The organism is Pseudomonas sp. NPDC089918, from assembly GCF_050280605.1.
Taxonomy (GTDB): Bacteria; Pseudomonadota; Gammaproteobacteria; order Pseudomonadales; family Pseudomonadaceae; genus Aquipseudomonas.
This window is the reverse complement of sequence record NZ_JBNNVP010000074.1, coordinates 1-15,037: the sequence shown is the minus strand read 5'-3', so window position 1 is coordinate 15,037 and position 15,037 is coordinate 1. Positions and strand designations below refer to the sequence as shown.

Annotated in this window: 13 protein-coding genes and 1 pseudogene; 13 read left to right on the top strand and 1 reads right to left on the bottom strand. The window is 58.2% G+C overall.

The window, feature by feature from the left end:
* Positions 1-96: 96 nt before the first annotated feature.
* The 7 genes and pseudogenes from ACQKPC_RS29340 to ACQKPC_RS29310 all read left to right on the top strand — a co-directional run.
* Positions 97-702 (top strand): annotated as a pseudogene (locus ACQKPC_RS29340) (Hsp70 family protein); the annotation flags it as partial.
* Between the two features lie 298 nt (positions 703-1,000).
* Complete coding sequence (gene dnaJ / locus ACQKPC_RS29335; RefSeq protein WP_427628134.1) at positions 1,001-2,125, top strand: molecular chaperone DnaJ; 1,125 nt, start codon at positions 1,001-1,003, stop codon at positions 2,123-2,125.
* A 9-nt stretch (positions 2,126-2,134) separates the two neighbouring features.
* Complete coding sequence (gene dapB / locus ACQKPC_RS29330; protein ID WP_008067200.1) at positions 2,135-2,941, top strand: 4-hydroxy-tetrahydrodipicolinate reductase; 807 nt, start codon at positions 2,135-2,137, stop codon at positions 2,939-2,941.
* A gap of 259 nt (positions 2,942-3,200) precedes the next feature.
* The gene (gene carA / locus ACQKPC_RS29325) at positions 3,201-4,337 is read left to right on the top strand and encodes a glutamine-hydrolyzing carbamoyl-phosphate synthase small subunit (RefSeq protein WP_192346341.1); all 1,137 of its coding nucleotides are present in this window, start codon (positions 3,201-3,203) and stop codon (positions 4,335-4,337) included.
* Positions 4,338-4,454: 117 nt separating this feature from the next.
* Entirely contained in the window at positions 4,455-7,676 is a 3,222-nt protein-coding gene (carB, locus tag ACQKPC_RS29320; RefSeq protein WP_427628131.1) for a carbamoyl-phosphate synthase large subunit, read from the top strand.
* The gene (gene greA / locus ACQKPC_RS29315; RefSeq protein WP_007942892.1) at positions 7,673-8,149 is read left to right on the top strand and encodes a transcription elongation factor GreA; all 477 of its coding nucleotides are present in this window, start codon (positions 7,673-7,675) and stop codon (positions 8,147-8,149) included. Before carB ends, greA begins: the two co-directional genes overlap by 4 nt.
* 28 nt (positions 8,150-8,177) lie before the next feature.
* Complete coding sequence (locus tag ACQKPC_RS29310; RefSeq protein ID WP_008067206.1) at positions 8,178-8,582, top strand: hypothetical protein; 405 nt, start codon at positions 8,178-8,180, stop codon at positions 8,580-8,582.
* Positions 8,583-8,591: 9 nt separating this feature from the next.
* Here the strand turns inward: ACQKPC_RS29310 and ACQKPC_RS29305 are convergent, their stop codons facing one another.
* Positions 8,592-8,900 carry a YhbY family RNA-binding protein gene (locus ACQKPC_RS29305; protein ID WP_007900503.1) on the bottom strand — a complete coding sequence of 103 codons (309 nt, stop codon included), beginning with the start codon at positions 8,898-8,900 and terminating at the stop codon, positions 8,592-8,594.
* A 101-nt stretch (positions 8,901-9,001) separates the two neighbouring features.
* On the opposite strand from ACQKPC_RS29305, the gene rlmE reads away from it, so the two are divergent.
* The 6 genes from rlmE (at position 9,002) to secG (ending at position 14,982) form a co-directional block, all read left to right on the top strand.
* Positions 9,002-9,631: a 23S rRNA (uridine(2552)-2'-O)-methyltransferase RlmE gene (rlmE, locus tag ACQKPC_RS29300; protein ID WP_007900501.1), complete on the top strand. Its 630-nt coding sequence runs from the start codon at positions 9,002-9,004 to the stop codon at positions 9,629-9,631.
* Positions 9,632-9,833: 202 nt separating this feature from the next.
* The gene (gene ftsH / locus ACQKPC_RS29295; protein ID WP_030128083.1) at positions 9,834-11,744 is read left to right on the top strand and encodes an ATP-dependent zinc metalloprotease FtsH; all 1,911 of its coding nucleotides are present in this window, start codon (positions 9,834-9,836) and stop codon (positions 11,742-11,744) included.
* An 8-nt stretch (positions 11,745-11,752) separates the two neighbouring features.
* Positions 11,753-12,604 carry a dihydropteroate synthase gene (folP, locus tag ACQKPC_RS29290; protein ID WP_427628128.1) on the top strand — a complete coding sequence of 284 codons (852 nt, stop codon included), beginning with the start codon at positions 11,753-11,755 and terminating at the stop codon, positions 12,602-12,604.
* Positions 12,605-12,620: 16 nt separating this feature from the next.
* Positions 12,621-13,958 (top strand): phosphoglucosamine mutase, encoded by a 1,338-nt coding sequence (glmM, locus tag ACQKPC_RS29285; protein ID WP_427628127.1) that lies wholly within the window; start codon positions 12,621-12,623, stop codon positions 13,956-13,958.
* A 66-nt stretch (positions 13,959-14,024) separates the two neighbouring features.
* On the top strand, positions 14,025-14,780 hold the full coding sequence (tpiA, locus tag ACQKPC_RS29280) for a triose-phosphate isomerase (RefSeq protein ID WP_427628125.1): 756 nt from the start codon (positions 14,025-14,027) through the stop codon (positions 14,778-14,780).
* Positions 14,781-14,784: 4 nt separating this feature from the next.
* Complete coding sequence (gene secG / locus ACQKPC_RS29275; protein ID WP_427628123.1) at positions 14,785-14,982, top strand: preprotein translocase subunit SecG; 198 nt, start codon at positions 14,785-14,787, stop codon at positions 14,980-14,982.
* Positions 14,983-15,037 lie beyond the last annotated feature (55 nt).

The following is a 15,037-nucleotide window of genomic DNA, read 5'->3' as shown; positions in this document are numbered from 1 at the left end:
ACGGTCTTGAAAACCGTCGACTGTAACAGGTCCATGAGTTCGAATCCCATCGCCTCCGCCATATTTGTACCGACAAAGCCCTGATTATTCAGGGCCATTCACGTACTGCAAGGTGAGCGTAAGCAAGCCGCACAGAACAAGTCCCTGGGCAAGTTCGACCTGGCCGAGATTCCACCAGCACCACGTGGCGTGCCACAAATCGAAGTGACCTTCGACATCGACGCCAACGGCATTCTGCACGTCGGCGCGAAAGACAAGGCTACCGGCAAGACTCAGTCGATCGTGATCAAGGCCAACTCCGGTCTGTCCGAGGAAGAAATTCAGCAGATGGTTCGCGATGCTGAAGTGAACGCTGAAGAAGACCGCAAGTTCGAAGAGCTGGCCAGCGCCCGTAACCAAGGCGATGCCCTGGTTCACTCGACGCGCAAAATGGTCGCTGATGCTGGCGATAAAGTGAGCGCTGAAGAGAAGACTGCAATCGAAGCCGCTGTAGTTGCCCTGGAAACCGCCATCAAAGGCGACGACAAGGCCGCTATCGAAGCCAAGGTTGAAGAGCTGTCCAAAGTCTCCGCGCCAGTGGCTCAGAAGATGTACGCCGACCAGGCTCAGCCAGCTGAAGGCGCGGCACCGCACGACGAGAAAGCTGAAAAAGCTGACGACGTTGTCGATGCCGAGTTCGAAGAAGTCAAAGACCACAAGTAAGTTGTTGGTCGCCCGGTTGACTGCCTTCAGGCGGTGACTGGTAGGATGTCGCCGCGCGGGAGCTTGCTCCCGCGTTGGCGTGTCTGGAGTTAGCGAATTTTTACAGCATGCGACAACCGTTCGGGTGCTGATGGTATGGCCGGAAATGCTCCTGCTTTTCGAGTCGAAAGTACCGCATCGAATCAAAGACCAGGATCGTTGAATTGACGTGAGTTGGGTCCGGGCCTGTATTGGGGCTCAACGAGTTTGGCGAGGCTCAGGAGAGGTTTGCCGAACGTCCTTAAGAGTGCAAAGACTTATGGCAAAGCGTGACTATTACGAAGTATTGGGTGTTGAGCGTGGTTCAAGCGAAGCGGACCTGAAAAAGGCCTACCGTCGCCTGGCGATGAAGCACCACCCAGACCGTAATCCCGATGACAAAGCGTCGGAAGATATGTTCAAGGAGGCCAACGAGGCCTACGAAGTGCTGTCCGATTCCAGCAAGCGCGCGGCCTATGACCAGTACGGTCATGCCGGTGTCGACCCGAGCATGGGTGGCGGCGGTGCCGGTTTTGGCGGTCAGAATTTCTCCGACATCTTTGGCGATGTCTTCAGTGACTTCTTCGGTGGCGGTCGCGGCGGTGCTCGTGGCGGCGCTCAGCGCGGCAGCGATCTGCGTTACACCCTGGAGCTGAACCTGGAAGAAGCGGTGCGCGGCACGACCGTGAATATCCGCGTTCCGACATTGGTCAACTGCAAGCCGTGCGATGGCTCGGGCGCCAAGAAAGGCTCCTCGCCGATCACGTGCCCGACGTGCGGCGGTATCGGTCAGGTACGCATGCAGCAGGGCTTCTTCTCGGTGCAGCAGACCTGCCCGCGCTGCCATGGCCAAGGCAAGATCATTTCCGATCCGTGCGATTCCTGCCACGGCGAAGGTCGTGTCGAAGAGTACAAGACCCTGTCGGTGAAAGTGCCGGCCGGTGTCGATACTGGCGACCGTATTCGCTTGTCTGGCGAAGGCGAGGCGGGTGCACAGGGTGGCCCGACCGGCGACTTGTACGTGGTAATCAACGTGCGCGTGCACGCGATCTTCCAGCGTGACGGCAAGCACCTGTTCTGCGAAGTGCCAATCAGCTTCGTCGATGCAGCGCTGGGTGGCGAACTGGAGATTCCGACCCTTGATGGTCGGGTCAAGCTGAAGATTCCGGAAGGGACTCAGACCGGTAAGCAGTTCCGTGTTCGCGGCAAAGGCGTCGCGCCGGTTCGTGGTGGCGGTGCTGGTGACCTGATGTGCCGCGTGGCGGTCGAAACCCCGGTCAACCTGGGTCGTCGTCAGCGCGAATTGCTGGAGGAGTTGCGCAGCTCCCTGGCGGGCGACAACAGTCATTCGCCGAAAACCACTGGTTGGTTCGAAGGCGTGAAGCGCTTCTTCGGCGATTTGTAAGGAGTCGGCATGCGACGTATAGCTGTGATGGGCGCTGCCGGGCGTATGGGCAAGATTCTGGTCGAAGCGGTGCAGCAACGCGCGCCGCTGACCGGCCTGACAGCAGCCATCGTGCGCCCCGGCAGCACGCTGATTGGCGTGGATGCCGGTGAGCTGGCATCGCTGGGGCGAATCGGTGTGCCGCTGTCCGGTAAGCTGGATGCGGTGGCTGATGAGTTCGATGTGTTGATCGACTTCACGCTCCCGGAAGTGATGCTGAAAAACCTGGAGTTCTGCCGTAAGGCGGGCAAGTCCATGGTGATCGGCACCACGGGGCTGGACGCGGCGCAGAAGCAGTTGCTGGCCGAGGCGAGCAAGGATATTGCGATTGTGTTCGCGGCCAATTTCAGTGTTGGTGTAAACCTGTCGCTGAAGCTGCTCGATATGGCGGCTCGTGTGCTGGGTGATGAGGCTGACATCGAAATCATCGAGGCTCATCATCGGCACAAGATCGATGCGCCTTCAGGTACGGCTCTGCGCATGGGCGAGGTGATCGCCAGCGCGCTGGATCGTGACCTGCAGAAGGTTGCGGTCTATGGTCGTGAAGGTCACACCGGTGTGCGTGAGCGTGAAACGATCGGCTTCGCGACTGTTCGCGGTGGGGATGTGGTCGGTGATCATACGGTGCTGTTCGCCTGTGAAGGCGAGCGACTGGAAATCACTCACAAAGCATCCAGTCGCATGACCTTCGCCAAGGGTGCGGTACGTGCAGCTTTGTGGCTGGATGGTCGTGAGCCAGGCCTTTACGACATGCAAGACGTGCTCGACCTGCGGTAAGATGTGCCCGAAATCGGGTTCAAACTCAGCGTTTGGGCCCGGTTTTGTTCCGCCAAGCGACGTCCTGTCGCATTCTCCGGCCTTTAGGGCTCATTGGCGGTAGACCAAAAATGCCTTTTTCTGTAAGCTACAGCTTTAGTGTGTCCACTAAAAGCGCGCAGAATAATTCGGTGAAGAAGCGGGGTGACGTGTCCATACGTCACTCCGCTTTTTTACAACCTGCGATCGCCCTTTCAGGCTTTATTTACGGGAGGTCTTCTTGACTAAGCCAGCCATACTCGCCCTTGCTGATGGCAGCATTTTTCGCGGCGAAGCCATTGGAGCCGACGGTCAAACCGTTGGTGAGGTGGTGTTCAACACCGCAATGACCGGCTATCAGGAAATCCTTACCGATCCTTCCTACGCCCAACAAATCGTTACCCTGACTTACCCGCACATCGGCAATACCGGCACCACGCCGGAAGACGCCGAGTCCGACCGCGTCTGGTCCGCTGGTCTGGTCATCCGTGACCTGCCACTGGTTGCGAGCAACTGGCGCAACACGATGTCACTGTCCGACTACCTGAAAGCCAACAATGTGGTGGCTATCGCCGGTATCGACACTCGCCGCCTCACACGCATCCTGCGTGAGAAAGGCGCGCAGAACGGCTGCATCATGGCCGGTGACAACATTTCCGAAGAAGCCGCCATCGCCGCCGCTCAGGGTTTCCCTGGCCTTAAAGGCATGGACCTGGCAAAAGTCGTCAGCACCAAAGAGAAGTACGAGTGGCGCTCGACTGTCTGGGATCTGAAAACCGACAGCCACGCGACTATCGACGCTTCCGATCTGCCGTACCACGTGGTGGCCTACGACTACGGCGTCAAGGTCAACATCCTGCGCATGCTGGTCGAGCGCGGTTGCCGCGTGACCGTGGTGCCTGCACAGACTCCGGCCGCCGAAGCGCTGGCACTGAAGCCTGACGGTGTGTTCCTGTCCAACGGCCCGGGCGACCCTGAGCCATGCGACTACGCGATCCAGGCAATCAAGGACGTGCTGGAAACCGAGATTCCGGTGTTCGGCATCTGCCTCGGTCACCAACTGCTGGCTCTGGCCTCCGGCGCCAAGACCCTGAAAATGGGCCATGGCCACCACGGTGCCAACCACCCGGTCCAGGATCTGGACAGCGGTGTGGTGATGATCACCAGCCAGAACCACGGTTTTGCGGTAGACGAAGCGACCCTGCCAGGCAACGTTCGGGCGATCCACAAATCGCTGTTCGACGGCACCCTGCAAGGCATCGAGCGTACCGACAAGAGCGCCTTCAGCTTCCAGGGTCACCCTGAAGCCAGCCCTGGCCCGAACGACGTAGCGCCACTGTTTGATCGCTTCATCAACGAAATGGCCAAGCGACGCTAATCGCTCGCCCTGATGTAGCGAAGCCTGAGGGCGGTCCCGAAACCGGTGGCCCCCTCAAGGCTTCAGAGATTGAACAAGACGGCTTGCCGACTGACCTGCGGATTTGAGTGACAACCCATGCCAAAACGTACAGACATTAAAAGCATCCTGATTCTCGGCGCTGGCCCGATCGTGATCGGCCAGGCCTGCGAATTCGACTACTCCGGCGCCCAGGCCTGTAAAGCCCTGCGCGAGGAGGGTTACCGCGTCATCCTGGTGAACTCCAACCCGGCCACCATCATGACCGACCCGGCCATGGCCGACGCCACCTACATCGAGCCGATCAAGTGGCAGACCGTTGCCAAGATCATCGAGAAAGAGCGTCCGGACGCGCTGCTGCCAACCATGGGTGGCCAAACCGCTCTGAACTGCGCACTGGACCTGGAGCGCGAAGGCGTTCTGGAGAAGTTCGGCGTAGAAATGATCGGCGCCAACGCTGACACCATCGACAAGGCCGAAGACCGTTCGCGCTTCGACAAGGCGATGAAATCCATCGGTCTGGACTGCCCGCGTTCGGGTATCGCCCACAGCATGGAAGAGGCCAACGCGGTTCTCGAGCGTCTCGGCTTCCCGTGCATCATTCGTCCGTCCTTCACCATGGGCGGCACTGGTGGCGGTATCGCTTACAACCGTGAAGAGTTTGAAGAAATCTGCGCTCGCGGTCTGGACCTGTCGCCGACCAAAGAGCTGCTGATCGACGAATCGCTGATCGGCTGGAAAGAGTACGAAATGGAGGTTGTCCGCGATAAGAAGGACAACTGCATCATCGTCTGCTCCATCGAAAACTTCGACCCGATGGGCGTGCACACCGGTGACTCGATCACTGTTGCGCCAGCACAGACCCTGACCGACAAGGAATACCAGATCCTGCGTAACGCCTCCCTGGCGGTACTGCGCGAGATCGGCGTCGAGACTGGCGGTTCCAACGTCCAGTTCGGCATCTGCCCGGACACCGGCCGCATGGTCGTCATCGAGATGAACCCGCGGGTATCCCGTTCCTCGGCCCTGGCCTCGAAAGCCACCGGTTTCCCGATCGCCAAGGTCGCGGCAAAACTGGCCGTCGGTTATACCCTCGACGAGCTGTCGAACGACATCACCGGTGGCAAGACCCCGGCGTCCTTCGAGCCGTCCATCGACTACGTCGTCACCAAGCTGCCACGCTTCGCCTTCGAGAAATTCCCGAAAGCCGACGCACGCCTGACCACTCAAATGAAGTCGGTCGGTGAAGTCATGGCCATCGGCCGGACCTTCCAGGAATCCCTGCAGAAAGCCCTGCGCGGCCTGGAAGTGGGCGTTTGCGGCCTGGACGAGAAGCTCGACCTGAGCAACCCGGAAAGCATGAGCATCCTCAAGCGCGAACTGACCGTGCCGGGCGCCGAGCGTATCTGGTACGTCGCTGACGCGTTCCGCGCCGGCCTGTCGGTCGAAGATATTTTCGGCATGAACATGATCGACCCGTGGTTCCTGGTACAGATCGAAGACCTGATCAAGGAAGAAGAGACGGTCAAGACCCTGGGTCTGGCCAGCATCGACCACGACTTGATGTTCCGCCTCAAGCGCAAAGGTTTCTCCGACATGCGTCTGGCCAAGCTGCTGGGCGTGACCGAGAAGGCTCTGCGTCGCCACCGTCACAAGCTGGAAATCTTCCCGGTCTACAAGCGCGTTGACACCTGCGCGGCCGAGTTCGCTACCGACACTGCTTACCTCTACTCGACGTACGAGGAAGAGTGCGAAGCCGCGCCGTCGGGTCGCGACAAGATCATGATCCTCGGCGGCGGTCCAAACCGTATCGGCCAGGGCATCGAGTTCGACTATTGCTGCGTACACGCGGCACTGGCCCTGCGCGAAGACGGTTACGAGACCATCATGGTCAACTGCAACCCGGAAACCGTTTCCACCGACTACGACACCTCCGATCGTCTGTACTTCGAACCAGTGACCCTGGAAGACGTACTGGAAATCGTCCGCGTCGAGAAGCCGAAAGGCGTGATCGTCCAGTACGGCGGCCAAACCCCGCTGAAACTGGCGCGTGCACTGGAAGAAGCCGGCGTGCCAATCATCGGCACCAGCCCTGACGCCATCGACCGTGCCGAAGACCGTGAGCGCTTCCAGCAAATGGTTGAGCGTCTGAACCTGCGTCAGCCGCCAAACGCCACCGTGCGCAGCGAAGACGAAGCGATTCGTGCCGCGGCCAAGATCGGTTACCCGCTGGTGGTTCGTCCGTCCTACGTGCTGGGCGGTCGCGCGATGGAAATCGTCTACGAAGAAGAAGAGCTCAAGCGCTACCTGCGTGATGCGGTGAAAGTGTCCAACGACAGCCCGGTGCTGCTCGATCACTTCCTCAACTGCGCCATCGAAATGGACGTGGATGCGGTCTGCGACGGCACCGACGTGGTGATCGGCGCGATCATGCAGCACATCGAGCAGGCCGGCGTTCACTCCGGTGACTCCGCGTGCTCCCTGCCGCCGTACTCGCTGCCTGCTCACATCCAGGACGAGATGCGCGAACAGGTCAAGAAAATGGCCCTGGAACTGGGCGTTGTCGGCCTGATGAACGTTCAGTTGGCGCTGCAAGGCGAAGACATCTACGTCATCGAAGTCAACCCGCGCGCTTCCCGTACCGTACCGTTTGTGTCCAAGTGCATCGGTGTTTCTCTGGCAATGATCGCGGCTCGCGTCATGGCTGGCAAAACCCTGAAAGAAATCGGCTTCACCAAAGAAATCATTCCTAACTTCTACAGCGTGAAAGAGGCGGTGTTCCCATTCGCCAAATTCCCTGGTGTGGACCCGATCCTGGGCCCAGAGATGAAGTCCACCGGTGAAGTGATGGGCGTGGGTGACACCTTCGGCGAAGCCTTTGCCAAAGCCCAGATGGGTGCCAGCGAAGTGCTGCCGACTGGCGGTACCGCGTTCATCAGCGTGCGTGACGATGACAAGCCGCTGGTTGCGGGCGTGGCCCGTGATCTGATCAACTTGGGCTTTGAAGTGGTCGCCACTGCCGGTACTGCCAAGCTGATCGAAGCCGCAGGCCTGAAAGTGCGTCGTGTGAACAAGGTGACCGAGGGCCGTCCGCATGTGGTCGACATGATCAAGAATGACGAAGTCACCCTGATCATTAACACCACCGAAGGTCGCCAGTCGATCGCCGATTCCTACTCCATTCGTCGCAATGCCTTGCAGCACAAGATCTACTGCACCACTACCATTGCTGCTGGCGAAGCTATCTGCGAAGCGCTGAAGTTCGGTCCCGAGAAGACCGTGCGCCGCTTGCAGGATTTACACGCAGGATTGAAGGCATGATCAAATACCCAATGACCGTCCAGGGCGCGAAAGCCCTGGAAGAAGAACACGCTCACCTGACCAAGGTCGTCCGTCCGAAGCTCAGCCAGGACATCGGTACGGCCCGCGAGTTGGGTGATTTGAAGGAAAACGCCGAGTACCACGCTGCTCGCGAGCAGCAGGGTATGGTCGAGGCGCGGATTCGTGACATTGAAGGTCGGATTCAGAATCAGGTCATCATCGATGTCACGACCATTCCTCATACCGGCAAAGTGATTTTCGGCACCACCGTTGAAATCGCCAACGTCGAGACGGATGAGCGCGTCACTTACCACATCGTGGGTGAGGATGAGGCTGACTTCAAACTCGGCAAGATTTCGGTGGGTTCGCCACTGGCTCGCGCCTTGATCGCCAAGGAAGAGGGTGATGTGGTCGCCGTGAAAACGCCAGGTGGCGTTATCGAGTATGAGATTGTCGAAGTTCGCCACCTCTGAAAGAAGGCGCCCGTTGCGTGCGGGCGCCATGCTTTGGCAGCTGACCCAAATGTTGTGGGTTGGCGGCCTGTGGCTGTTGCACATCGGTCTGCTGCCGGTGCTGGGACGAATAGGCCTGGCACCGCTGCTGATCGACGAAATTGCAGGCATGCTGAATACGCTGATGGTGGGATTTGCCGCAGCGTGTGTGATTTTTCAGGTTTTGGTGCTGGTTCAGGCCGAGGGCCTTGCCAGTCTATGGCGCGATATTCGTGGGCAACTGCTGCTGATGGCGCTGTATGGGGGCGCGATGTATTTCGCGGTCCACGTCGGCTGGCCGCAGGCGGCGCATTGGCAGCTGTTCAGCTATCTTGTTCTGGGATTTTCCGGGCTGGTGCTGGTGATGCAACCGGTGCCGGGATGGAGTGTGAGGGTGCGCGAAGCACACCCTTGACCCTTGTCATCACTTGAAGCGATGGACGTTCGACAGCTGCTTGTTGACGCTGAAGTTCTTGCGGTAAATCAGTGCCATCTTGCCGATGACTTGAACCAGATCGGCTTTGCCAGCCTTGCAGAGTTCTGCAATGGCTGCCAGGCGCGATTCGCGATCGAGGATGTTGAGCTTGATTTTGATCAGCTCGTGATCCGCCAAAGCGCGTTCAAGTTCGGCTAACACACCTTCAGTCAAACCGTTGTCAGCCACGATCAAAACTGGTTTCAGATGGTGGCCAATGGATTTGTACTGTTTCTTCTGCTCTTGAGTGAGCGGCATAATCTGACCCTTTAGTCTGGATTCTGTAAAATGGCGGCCATTTTACCCGAGGGTTCGTGGATCCGCCCAATTAATCACGACCCTTATCATCGAGGTGCCCAATGGCGCGTTCCAAGACAAGCCTTGGTTGGCTGAAAAGACATGTCAATGATCCCTATGTGAAGCAGGCGCAGAAGGATGGTTACCGCTCGCGTGCGAGTTACAAGCTTCTGGAGGTCCAGGAGAAATACAAGCTGATCCGTCCGGGTATGAGCGTTGTCGACCTGGGTGCGGCGCCCGGCGGCTGGTCGCAGGTCACTAGTCGGCTGATCGGTGGTCAGGGGCGTCTGATCGCCTCGGACATCCTGGAAATGGACAGCATTCCGGACGTGACTTTCATCCAGGGTGACTTCACCCAGGACGAAGTGCTCGCTCAGATCCTTGAAGCCGTGGGTAATTCGCAGGTGGACCTTGTGATTTCCGATATGGCCCCCAATATGAGTGGTACGCCTGAGGTGGACATGCCAAAAGCCATGTTTCTATGTGAGCTGGCTCTTGATCTGGCGGCTCGGATACTCAAGCCGGGTGGTAATTTCGTGATCAAGGTGTTTCAGGGCGAAGGGTTTGATGCTTACGTGAAGGACGCTCGTCAGAAATTCGACAAGGTCCAGATGATCAAGCCGGACTCTTCCCGTGGCAGTTCCCGCGAGCAATACATGCTGGCTTGGGGCTACCGCGGCCGTAGTGAGTAAATCGAGGTTTTTTTGCGGGTCGATAGGATTTTCGTATTTCGCCCCGTGAGCATTAGCGAATATTGTGTAGAAAGTGTTTCACAAAGGGTTACAGACGGCGCCTGCCAGAGCCGTAGGTAATGTAGTAAGTTAGGCCGGTGAATATCATGCGAAGCACGCGCCATTAGCGGAGCTTGCTTCAGAGGGTAGTTAATTGAACGATATGGCAAAGAATCTGATCCTGTGGTTGATCATCGCGGCTGTCCTGGTGACAGTGATGAACAACTTCTCCAGCCCTAACGAGCCGCAGACCCTCAACTATTCCGACTTCATCCAGCAGGTCAAGGATGGCAAGGTCGAGCGCGTAGCAGTTGATGGCTACGTGATTACCGGCAAGCGCAACGATGGCGACAGCTTCAAGACCATTCGTCCGGCAATCCAGGACAATGGCCTGATCGGCGACCTCGTGGATAACCACGTGGTAGTCGAGGGCAAGCAACCTGAACAGCAAAGCATCTGGACTCAGCTCCTGGTCGCAAGCTTCCCGATCCTGGTGATCATCGCCGTATTCATGTTCTTCATGCGGCAGATGCAGGGCGGCGCCGGTGGAAAGGGCGGGCCAATGAGCTTCGGCAAGAGCAAGGCGCGCCTGCTCTCCGAAGATCAGGTGAAAACCACTTTGGCTGACGTTGCCGGTTGCGACGAAGCCAAGGAAGAAGTTGGCGAGCTGGTCGAGTTCCTGCGTGATCCGGGCAAATTCCAGCGTTTGGGCGGTCGCATTCCTCGTGGCGTGCTGATGGTCGGTCCTCCTGGTACTGGTAAAACCTTGATCGCCAAGGCGATTGCCGGCGAAGCCAAAGTGCCGTTCTTCACTATTTCCGGTTCCGATTTCGTCGAAATGTTCGTCGGTGTCGGTGCCAGTCGTGTTCGTGACATGTTCGAGCAGGCGAAGAAGCACGCGCCATGCATCATCTTCATCGATGAAATCGACGCCGTCGGTCGCCACCGTGGTGCCGGCATGGGCGGCGGTCACGACGAGCGCGAACAGACACTCAACCAGTTGCTGGTGGAGATGGACGGCTTCGAAATGAATGACGGCATCATCGTCATTGCAGCAACCAACCGTCCCGACGTACTGGACCCTGCATTGCTGCGTCCGGGTCGTTTCGACCGTCAGGTCGTGGTCGGTCTGCCGGATATCCGTGGTCGCGAGCAGATTCTCAAAGTCCACATGCGCAAAGTGCCAATGGGTGACGACGTCGCTCCGGCCGTGATCGCGCGTGGTACTCCTGGTTTCTCCGGTGCCGACCTGGCCAACCTGGTGAACGAGGCGTCGTTGTTCGCAGCCCGTGCCGGCAAGCGTATCGTCGAGATGAAAGAGTTCGAACTGGCCAAAGACAAGATCATGATGGGTGCCGAGCGCAAATCCATGGTCATGTCCGAGAAAGAGAAGCAGAACACTGCTTATCACGAAGCTGGTCACGCTATCGTCGGTCGCGTCGTACCTGAGCATGATCCGGTCTACAAAGTGTCTATCATCCCGCGCGGTCGTGCGCTCGGTGTGACCATGTTCCTGCCGGAAGAAGATCGCTACAGCCTGTCCAAGCGTGCGCTGATCAGCCAGATCTGCTCGCTGTACGGCGGTCGTATTGCTGAAGAGATGACCCTTGGCTTCGACGGTGTCACCACCGGTGCATCCAACGACATCATGCGTGCCAGCCAGATCGCACGGAACATGGTGACCAAGTGGGGATTGTCGGAGAAACTCGGTCCGTTGATGTACGCCGAAGAAGAGGGCGAAGTGTTCCTCGGTCGTGGCGGCGGTGGTCAACATGCCAGCTTCTCCGGCGAGACAGCCAAACTGATCGACTCCGAAGTACGCAGCATCATTGACCAGTGCTACGGCACGGCCAAACAGATCCTTACGGATAACCGTGACAAGCTTGACGCCATGGCGGATGCCTTGATGAAGTACGAGACGATCGATGCTGATCAGATCGATGACATCATGGCCGGTCGTGCTCCTCGCGAGCCTCGCGACTGGTCTGGCGGTAGTGATACTTCCGGCACGCCTCCGGCGGTGCAGGATGGGCGTCCGGAAACACCCATCGGTGGCCCGGCTGCTGACGTATAAGGTTTGAAATGACTTCTGTTCAGTCCTCGACCCGGTTGCCTTGCGGTAACCGGGTTCTTGATTTGGCCCAGACGCATGTCATGGGCATTCTCAATGTCACTCCCGACTCCTTTTCCGATGGTGGCCAATACAGTCAGCTCGATGCGGCCCTGCGCCACGCCGAGGCGATGGTGGCGGCTGGTGCGACGCTGATCGACGTTGGTGGCGAATCGACCCGGCCCGGTGCCAGGGCGGTTTCCCCCCTTGAAGAGATGGAGCGTGTAGCGCCTGTCGTCGAGCGTATTCATCGTGAACTCGATGTGATTATCTCGGTCGATACCTCCACGCCGGCAGTCATGCGTGAAACCGCAAGGCTGGGGGCGGGTTTGATCAATGATGTGCGTTCGTTGCGTCGAGATGGCGCTCTGGATGCGGCAGCGGCCACCGGCTTGCCGGTATGTCTGATGCATATGCTCGGTGAGCCGGGCGACATGCAGGACAATCCGCACTACCAGGATGTGACGAAAGAGGTCGGCGAGTTTCTCGCTGAGCGCATGGTTCAGTGCGCGTTGGTGGGCATCCCCGCCGAGCGGATCATTCTCGATCCGGGCTTCGGCTTCGCGAAAACCTTGCAGCACAACCTGAGCCTGTTTAAGCGTATGGAGGCCTTGCATGCCTTGGGGCGGCCTCTGTTGGTCGGGGTTTCGCGAAAGAGCATGATCGGGCAAGCCTTGAATCGGCCGGTGGGGGAGCGCCTGTATGGCGGTTTGGCGCTCGCGGCACTGGCTTCAATCAAGGGGGCGCGTATATTGCGCGTCCATGATGTGGCCGAAACCGTCGATGTGGTGCGGATGATCGCCGCCGTAGAATCAGCCGAATAAGAATGATGGAGTACTTATGAGCAAAAAATACTTTGGCACCGACGGCATTCGTGGTCGAGTCGGTCAATACCCGATTACTCCTGATTTCATGCTCAAGCTTGGCTGGGCGGCAGGCATGGCATTTCGTAGCATGGGTGCCTGCAAGGTGCTCGTGGGCAAGGACACTCGGATCTCCGGTTACATGTTCGAATCTGCGCTTGAGGCCGGACTGACCTCGGCAGGTGCTGATGTGATGCTTCTGGGGCCGATGCCGACGCCGGCCATCGCCTATCTGACGCGGACTTTTCATGCTGAAGCCGGCATCGTGATCAGCGCCTCGCACAACCCTCATGACGACAACGGCATCAAGTTTTTCTCCGGGAAGGGCACCAAGCTTCCGGATGAAGTCGAGTTGATGATTGAAGAGTTGCTCGACACCCCGATGACCGTGGTTGAGTCGAGCAAGATCGGCAAGGTGTCGCGAATCAACGATGCCTCGGGCCGTTATATCGAATTCTGCAAGAGCAGCGTTCCTGCCGGCACCAGTTTTACCGGGCTGAAGATCGTGATCGACTGTGCCCACGGTGCGACCTATAAAGTGGCGCCTAGTGTGTTCCGTGAGCTGGGGGCTGAAGTTGTTGTGCTTTCTGCTCATCCTGACGGCCTGAACATCAATGAAAACTGCGGTTCGACCCATATGGAGCCGCTGCAAGCTGCCGTATTGGCCGAGCACGCCGATTTGGGTATTGCCTTTGATGGTGATGGTGACCGGGTTCAGATGGTTGATCACACTGGCGCTGTCGTCGACGGCGACGAGTTGCTGTTCATCATTGCTCGCGATCTGCAAGAGCGCGGCAAGTTGCAGGGCGGAGTGGTCGGTACGTTGATGAGTAACCTGGGGCTGGAATTGGCCTTGGCGGATCTGGCTATTCCTTTTGTGCGCGCCAACGTTGGCGACCGTTACGTGATCTCCGAGTTGCTGGAGCGCGATTGGCAGGTGGGCGGGGAAAACTCGGGGCACATTGTCTGCTTCAGTCATACCACCACCGGTGATGCCATCATTGCTGCGCTGCAGGTGTTGATGGCGCTGAAGAGGCGAGCTGAAGGCCTGGCTCAGTCCCGTCAGGCGTTGCGCAAGTGTCCTCAGGTGCTGATCAATGTCCGGTTTGGCGGTGGTGCGAATCCACTCGAACATCCGACCGTCAAGGAGGCCAGTGATCGTGTCACTCAGGCGATGGCCGGTCGTGGGCGCGTACTTTTACGCAAGTCCGGGACAGAGCCGCTGGTGCGGGTCATGGTCGAGGGTGAGGATGAAACGCAGGTTCGCGGTTACGCCGAAGAGCTGGCAAAACTGGTAACTGAAGTTTCTGTCTGATTTCGGCTTGCCAGCCATGATTGTGTTGGGTAACATCTGCGCCCACTTTGACCGACGAGGTACAGCATGCGTCGCCCTATGGTAGCTGGTAACTGGAAGATGCACGGTACCCGCGCCAGCGTCGCTGAGCTGATCAATGGCCTTAGTCATCTGGCCTTGCCGAGCGGTGTTGATGTCGCGGTATTCCCGTCTTGCTTGCATATCAATCAAGTGATTGATGGCTTGAAAGGTAAGTCGATTTCGGTCGGCGCGCAGAATTCTGCAGTGGAATCCATGCAAGGTGCATTGACCGGTGAAATTGCGCCAAGTCAATTGGTGGATGCAGGTTGTTCTCTGGTGCTTGTCGGGCACTCCGAACGCCGCCAGATAATGGGCGAGCAGGATGGAATGCTGATTCGCAAGTTCGCAGCGGCGCAGGCATGTGGCTTGATTCCGGTGTTGTGCGTAGGGGAAACCCTCGAAGAGCGCGAAGCTGGAAAAACTCTTGAGGTTGTCGGGCGTCAGCTTGGCAGTATCATTGAGGAGCTGGGTGTAGGTGTCTTTGCAAAGGCAGTAATCGCTTACGAGCCGGTCTGGGCCATTGGCACCGGGCTGACTGCTTCGCCGCAACAGGCGCAGGATGTGCACGCAGCCATTCGCGCTCAGTTGGCGGCAGAGAATTCTGAAGTCGCGCAAGGTGTGCGGCTTCTATACGGCGGCAGCGTGAAGGCGGCCAATGCGGTCGAACTGTTCGGCATGCCGGATATCGATGGGGGGCTCATTGGTGGGGCTTCCCTGAATGCAGATGAGTTCGGTGCGATTTGTCGCGCCGCGGGAAACTGAAAAAATGCTGGAAACAGTCGTAGTCGTTTTTCATCTGCTGGGTGCATTGGGCGTAGTTGCTCTGGTTTTGCTGCAGCAGGGTAAAGGTGCGGATGCTGGCGCGTCTTTCGGAGCAGGTGCTTCAAATACTGTGTTCGGAAGCCAAGGTTCCTCGACCTTTCTTATTGTTTTCTCCTGGGGCGTTGGGTTTGTGGCGGCTTAGATTGCGTCGGTATCGGTTTCGCCGGTACGGATGCGAATCGCCTGTTCCAGATTGA

Excerpts from the sequence above, each read along its gene's own strand:
- dapB (WP_008067200.1), top strand. The coding sequence starts at position 2,135 with ATGCGACGTATAGCTGTGATGGGCGCTGCCGGGCGTATGGGCAAGATT.
- carB (WP_427628131.1), top strand. The coding sequence starts at position 4,455 with ATGCCAAAACGTACAGACATTAAAAGCATCCTGATTCTCGGCGCTGGC.
- rlmE (WP_007900501.1), top strand. The coding sequence starts at position 9,002 with ATGGCGCGTTCCAAGACAAGCCTTGGTTGGCTGAAAAGACATGTCAAT.
- ACQKPC_RS29305 (WP_007900503.1), bottom strand. The coding sequence starts at position 8,900 with ATGCCGCTCACTCAAGAGCAGAAGAAACAGTACAAATCCATTGGCCAC.
- glmM (WP_427628127.1), top strand. The coding sequence starts at position 12,621 with ATGAGCAAAAAATACTTTGGCACCGACGGCATTCGTGGTCGAGTCGGT.
- folP (WP_427628128.1), top strand. The coding sequence starts at position 11,753 with ATGACTTCTGTTCAGTCCTCGACCCGGTTGCCTTGCGGTAACCGGGTT.
- ACQKPC_RS29310 (WP_008067206.1), top strand. The coding sequence starts at position 8,178 with ATGCTTTGGCAGCTGACCCAAATGTTGTGGGTTGGCGGCCTGTGGCTG.
- secG (WP_427628123.1), top strand. The coding sequence starts at position 14,785 with ATGCTGGAAACAGTCGTAGTCGTTTTTCATCTGCTGGGTGCATTGGGC.
- ftsH (WP_030128083.1), top strand. The coding sequence starts at position 9,834 with ATGGCAAAGAATCTGATCCTGTGGTTGATCATCGCGGCTGTCCTGGTG.
- tpiA (WP_427628125.1), top strand. The coding sequence starts at position 14,025 with ATGCGTCGCCCTATGGTAGCTGGTAACTGGAAGATGCACGGTACCCGC.
- greA (WP_007942892.1), top strand. The coding sequence starts at position 7,673 with ATGATCAAATACCCAATGACCGTCCAGGGCGCGAAAGCCCTGGAAGAA.
- dnaJ (WP_427628134.1), top strand. The coding sequence starts at position 1,001 with ATGGCAAAGCGTGACTATTACGAAGTATTGGGTGTTGAGCGTGGTTCA.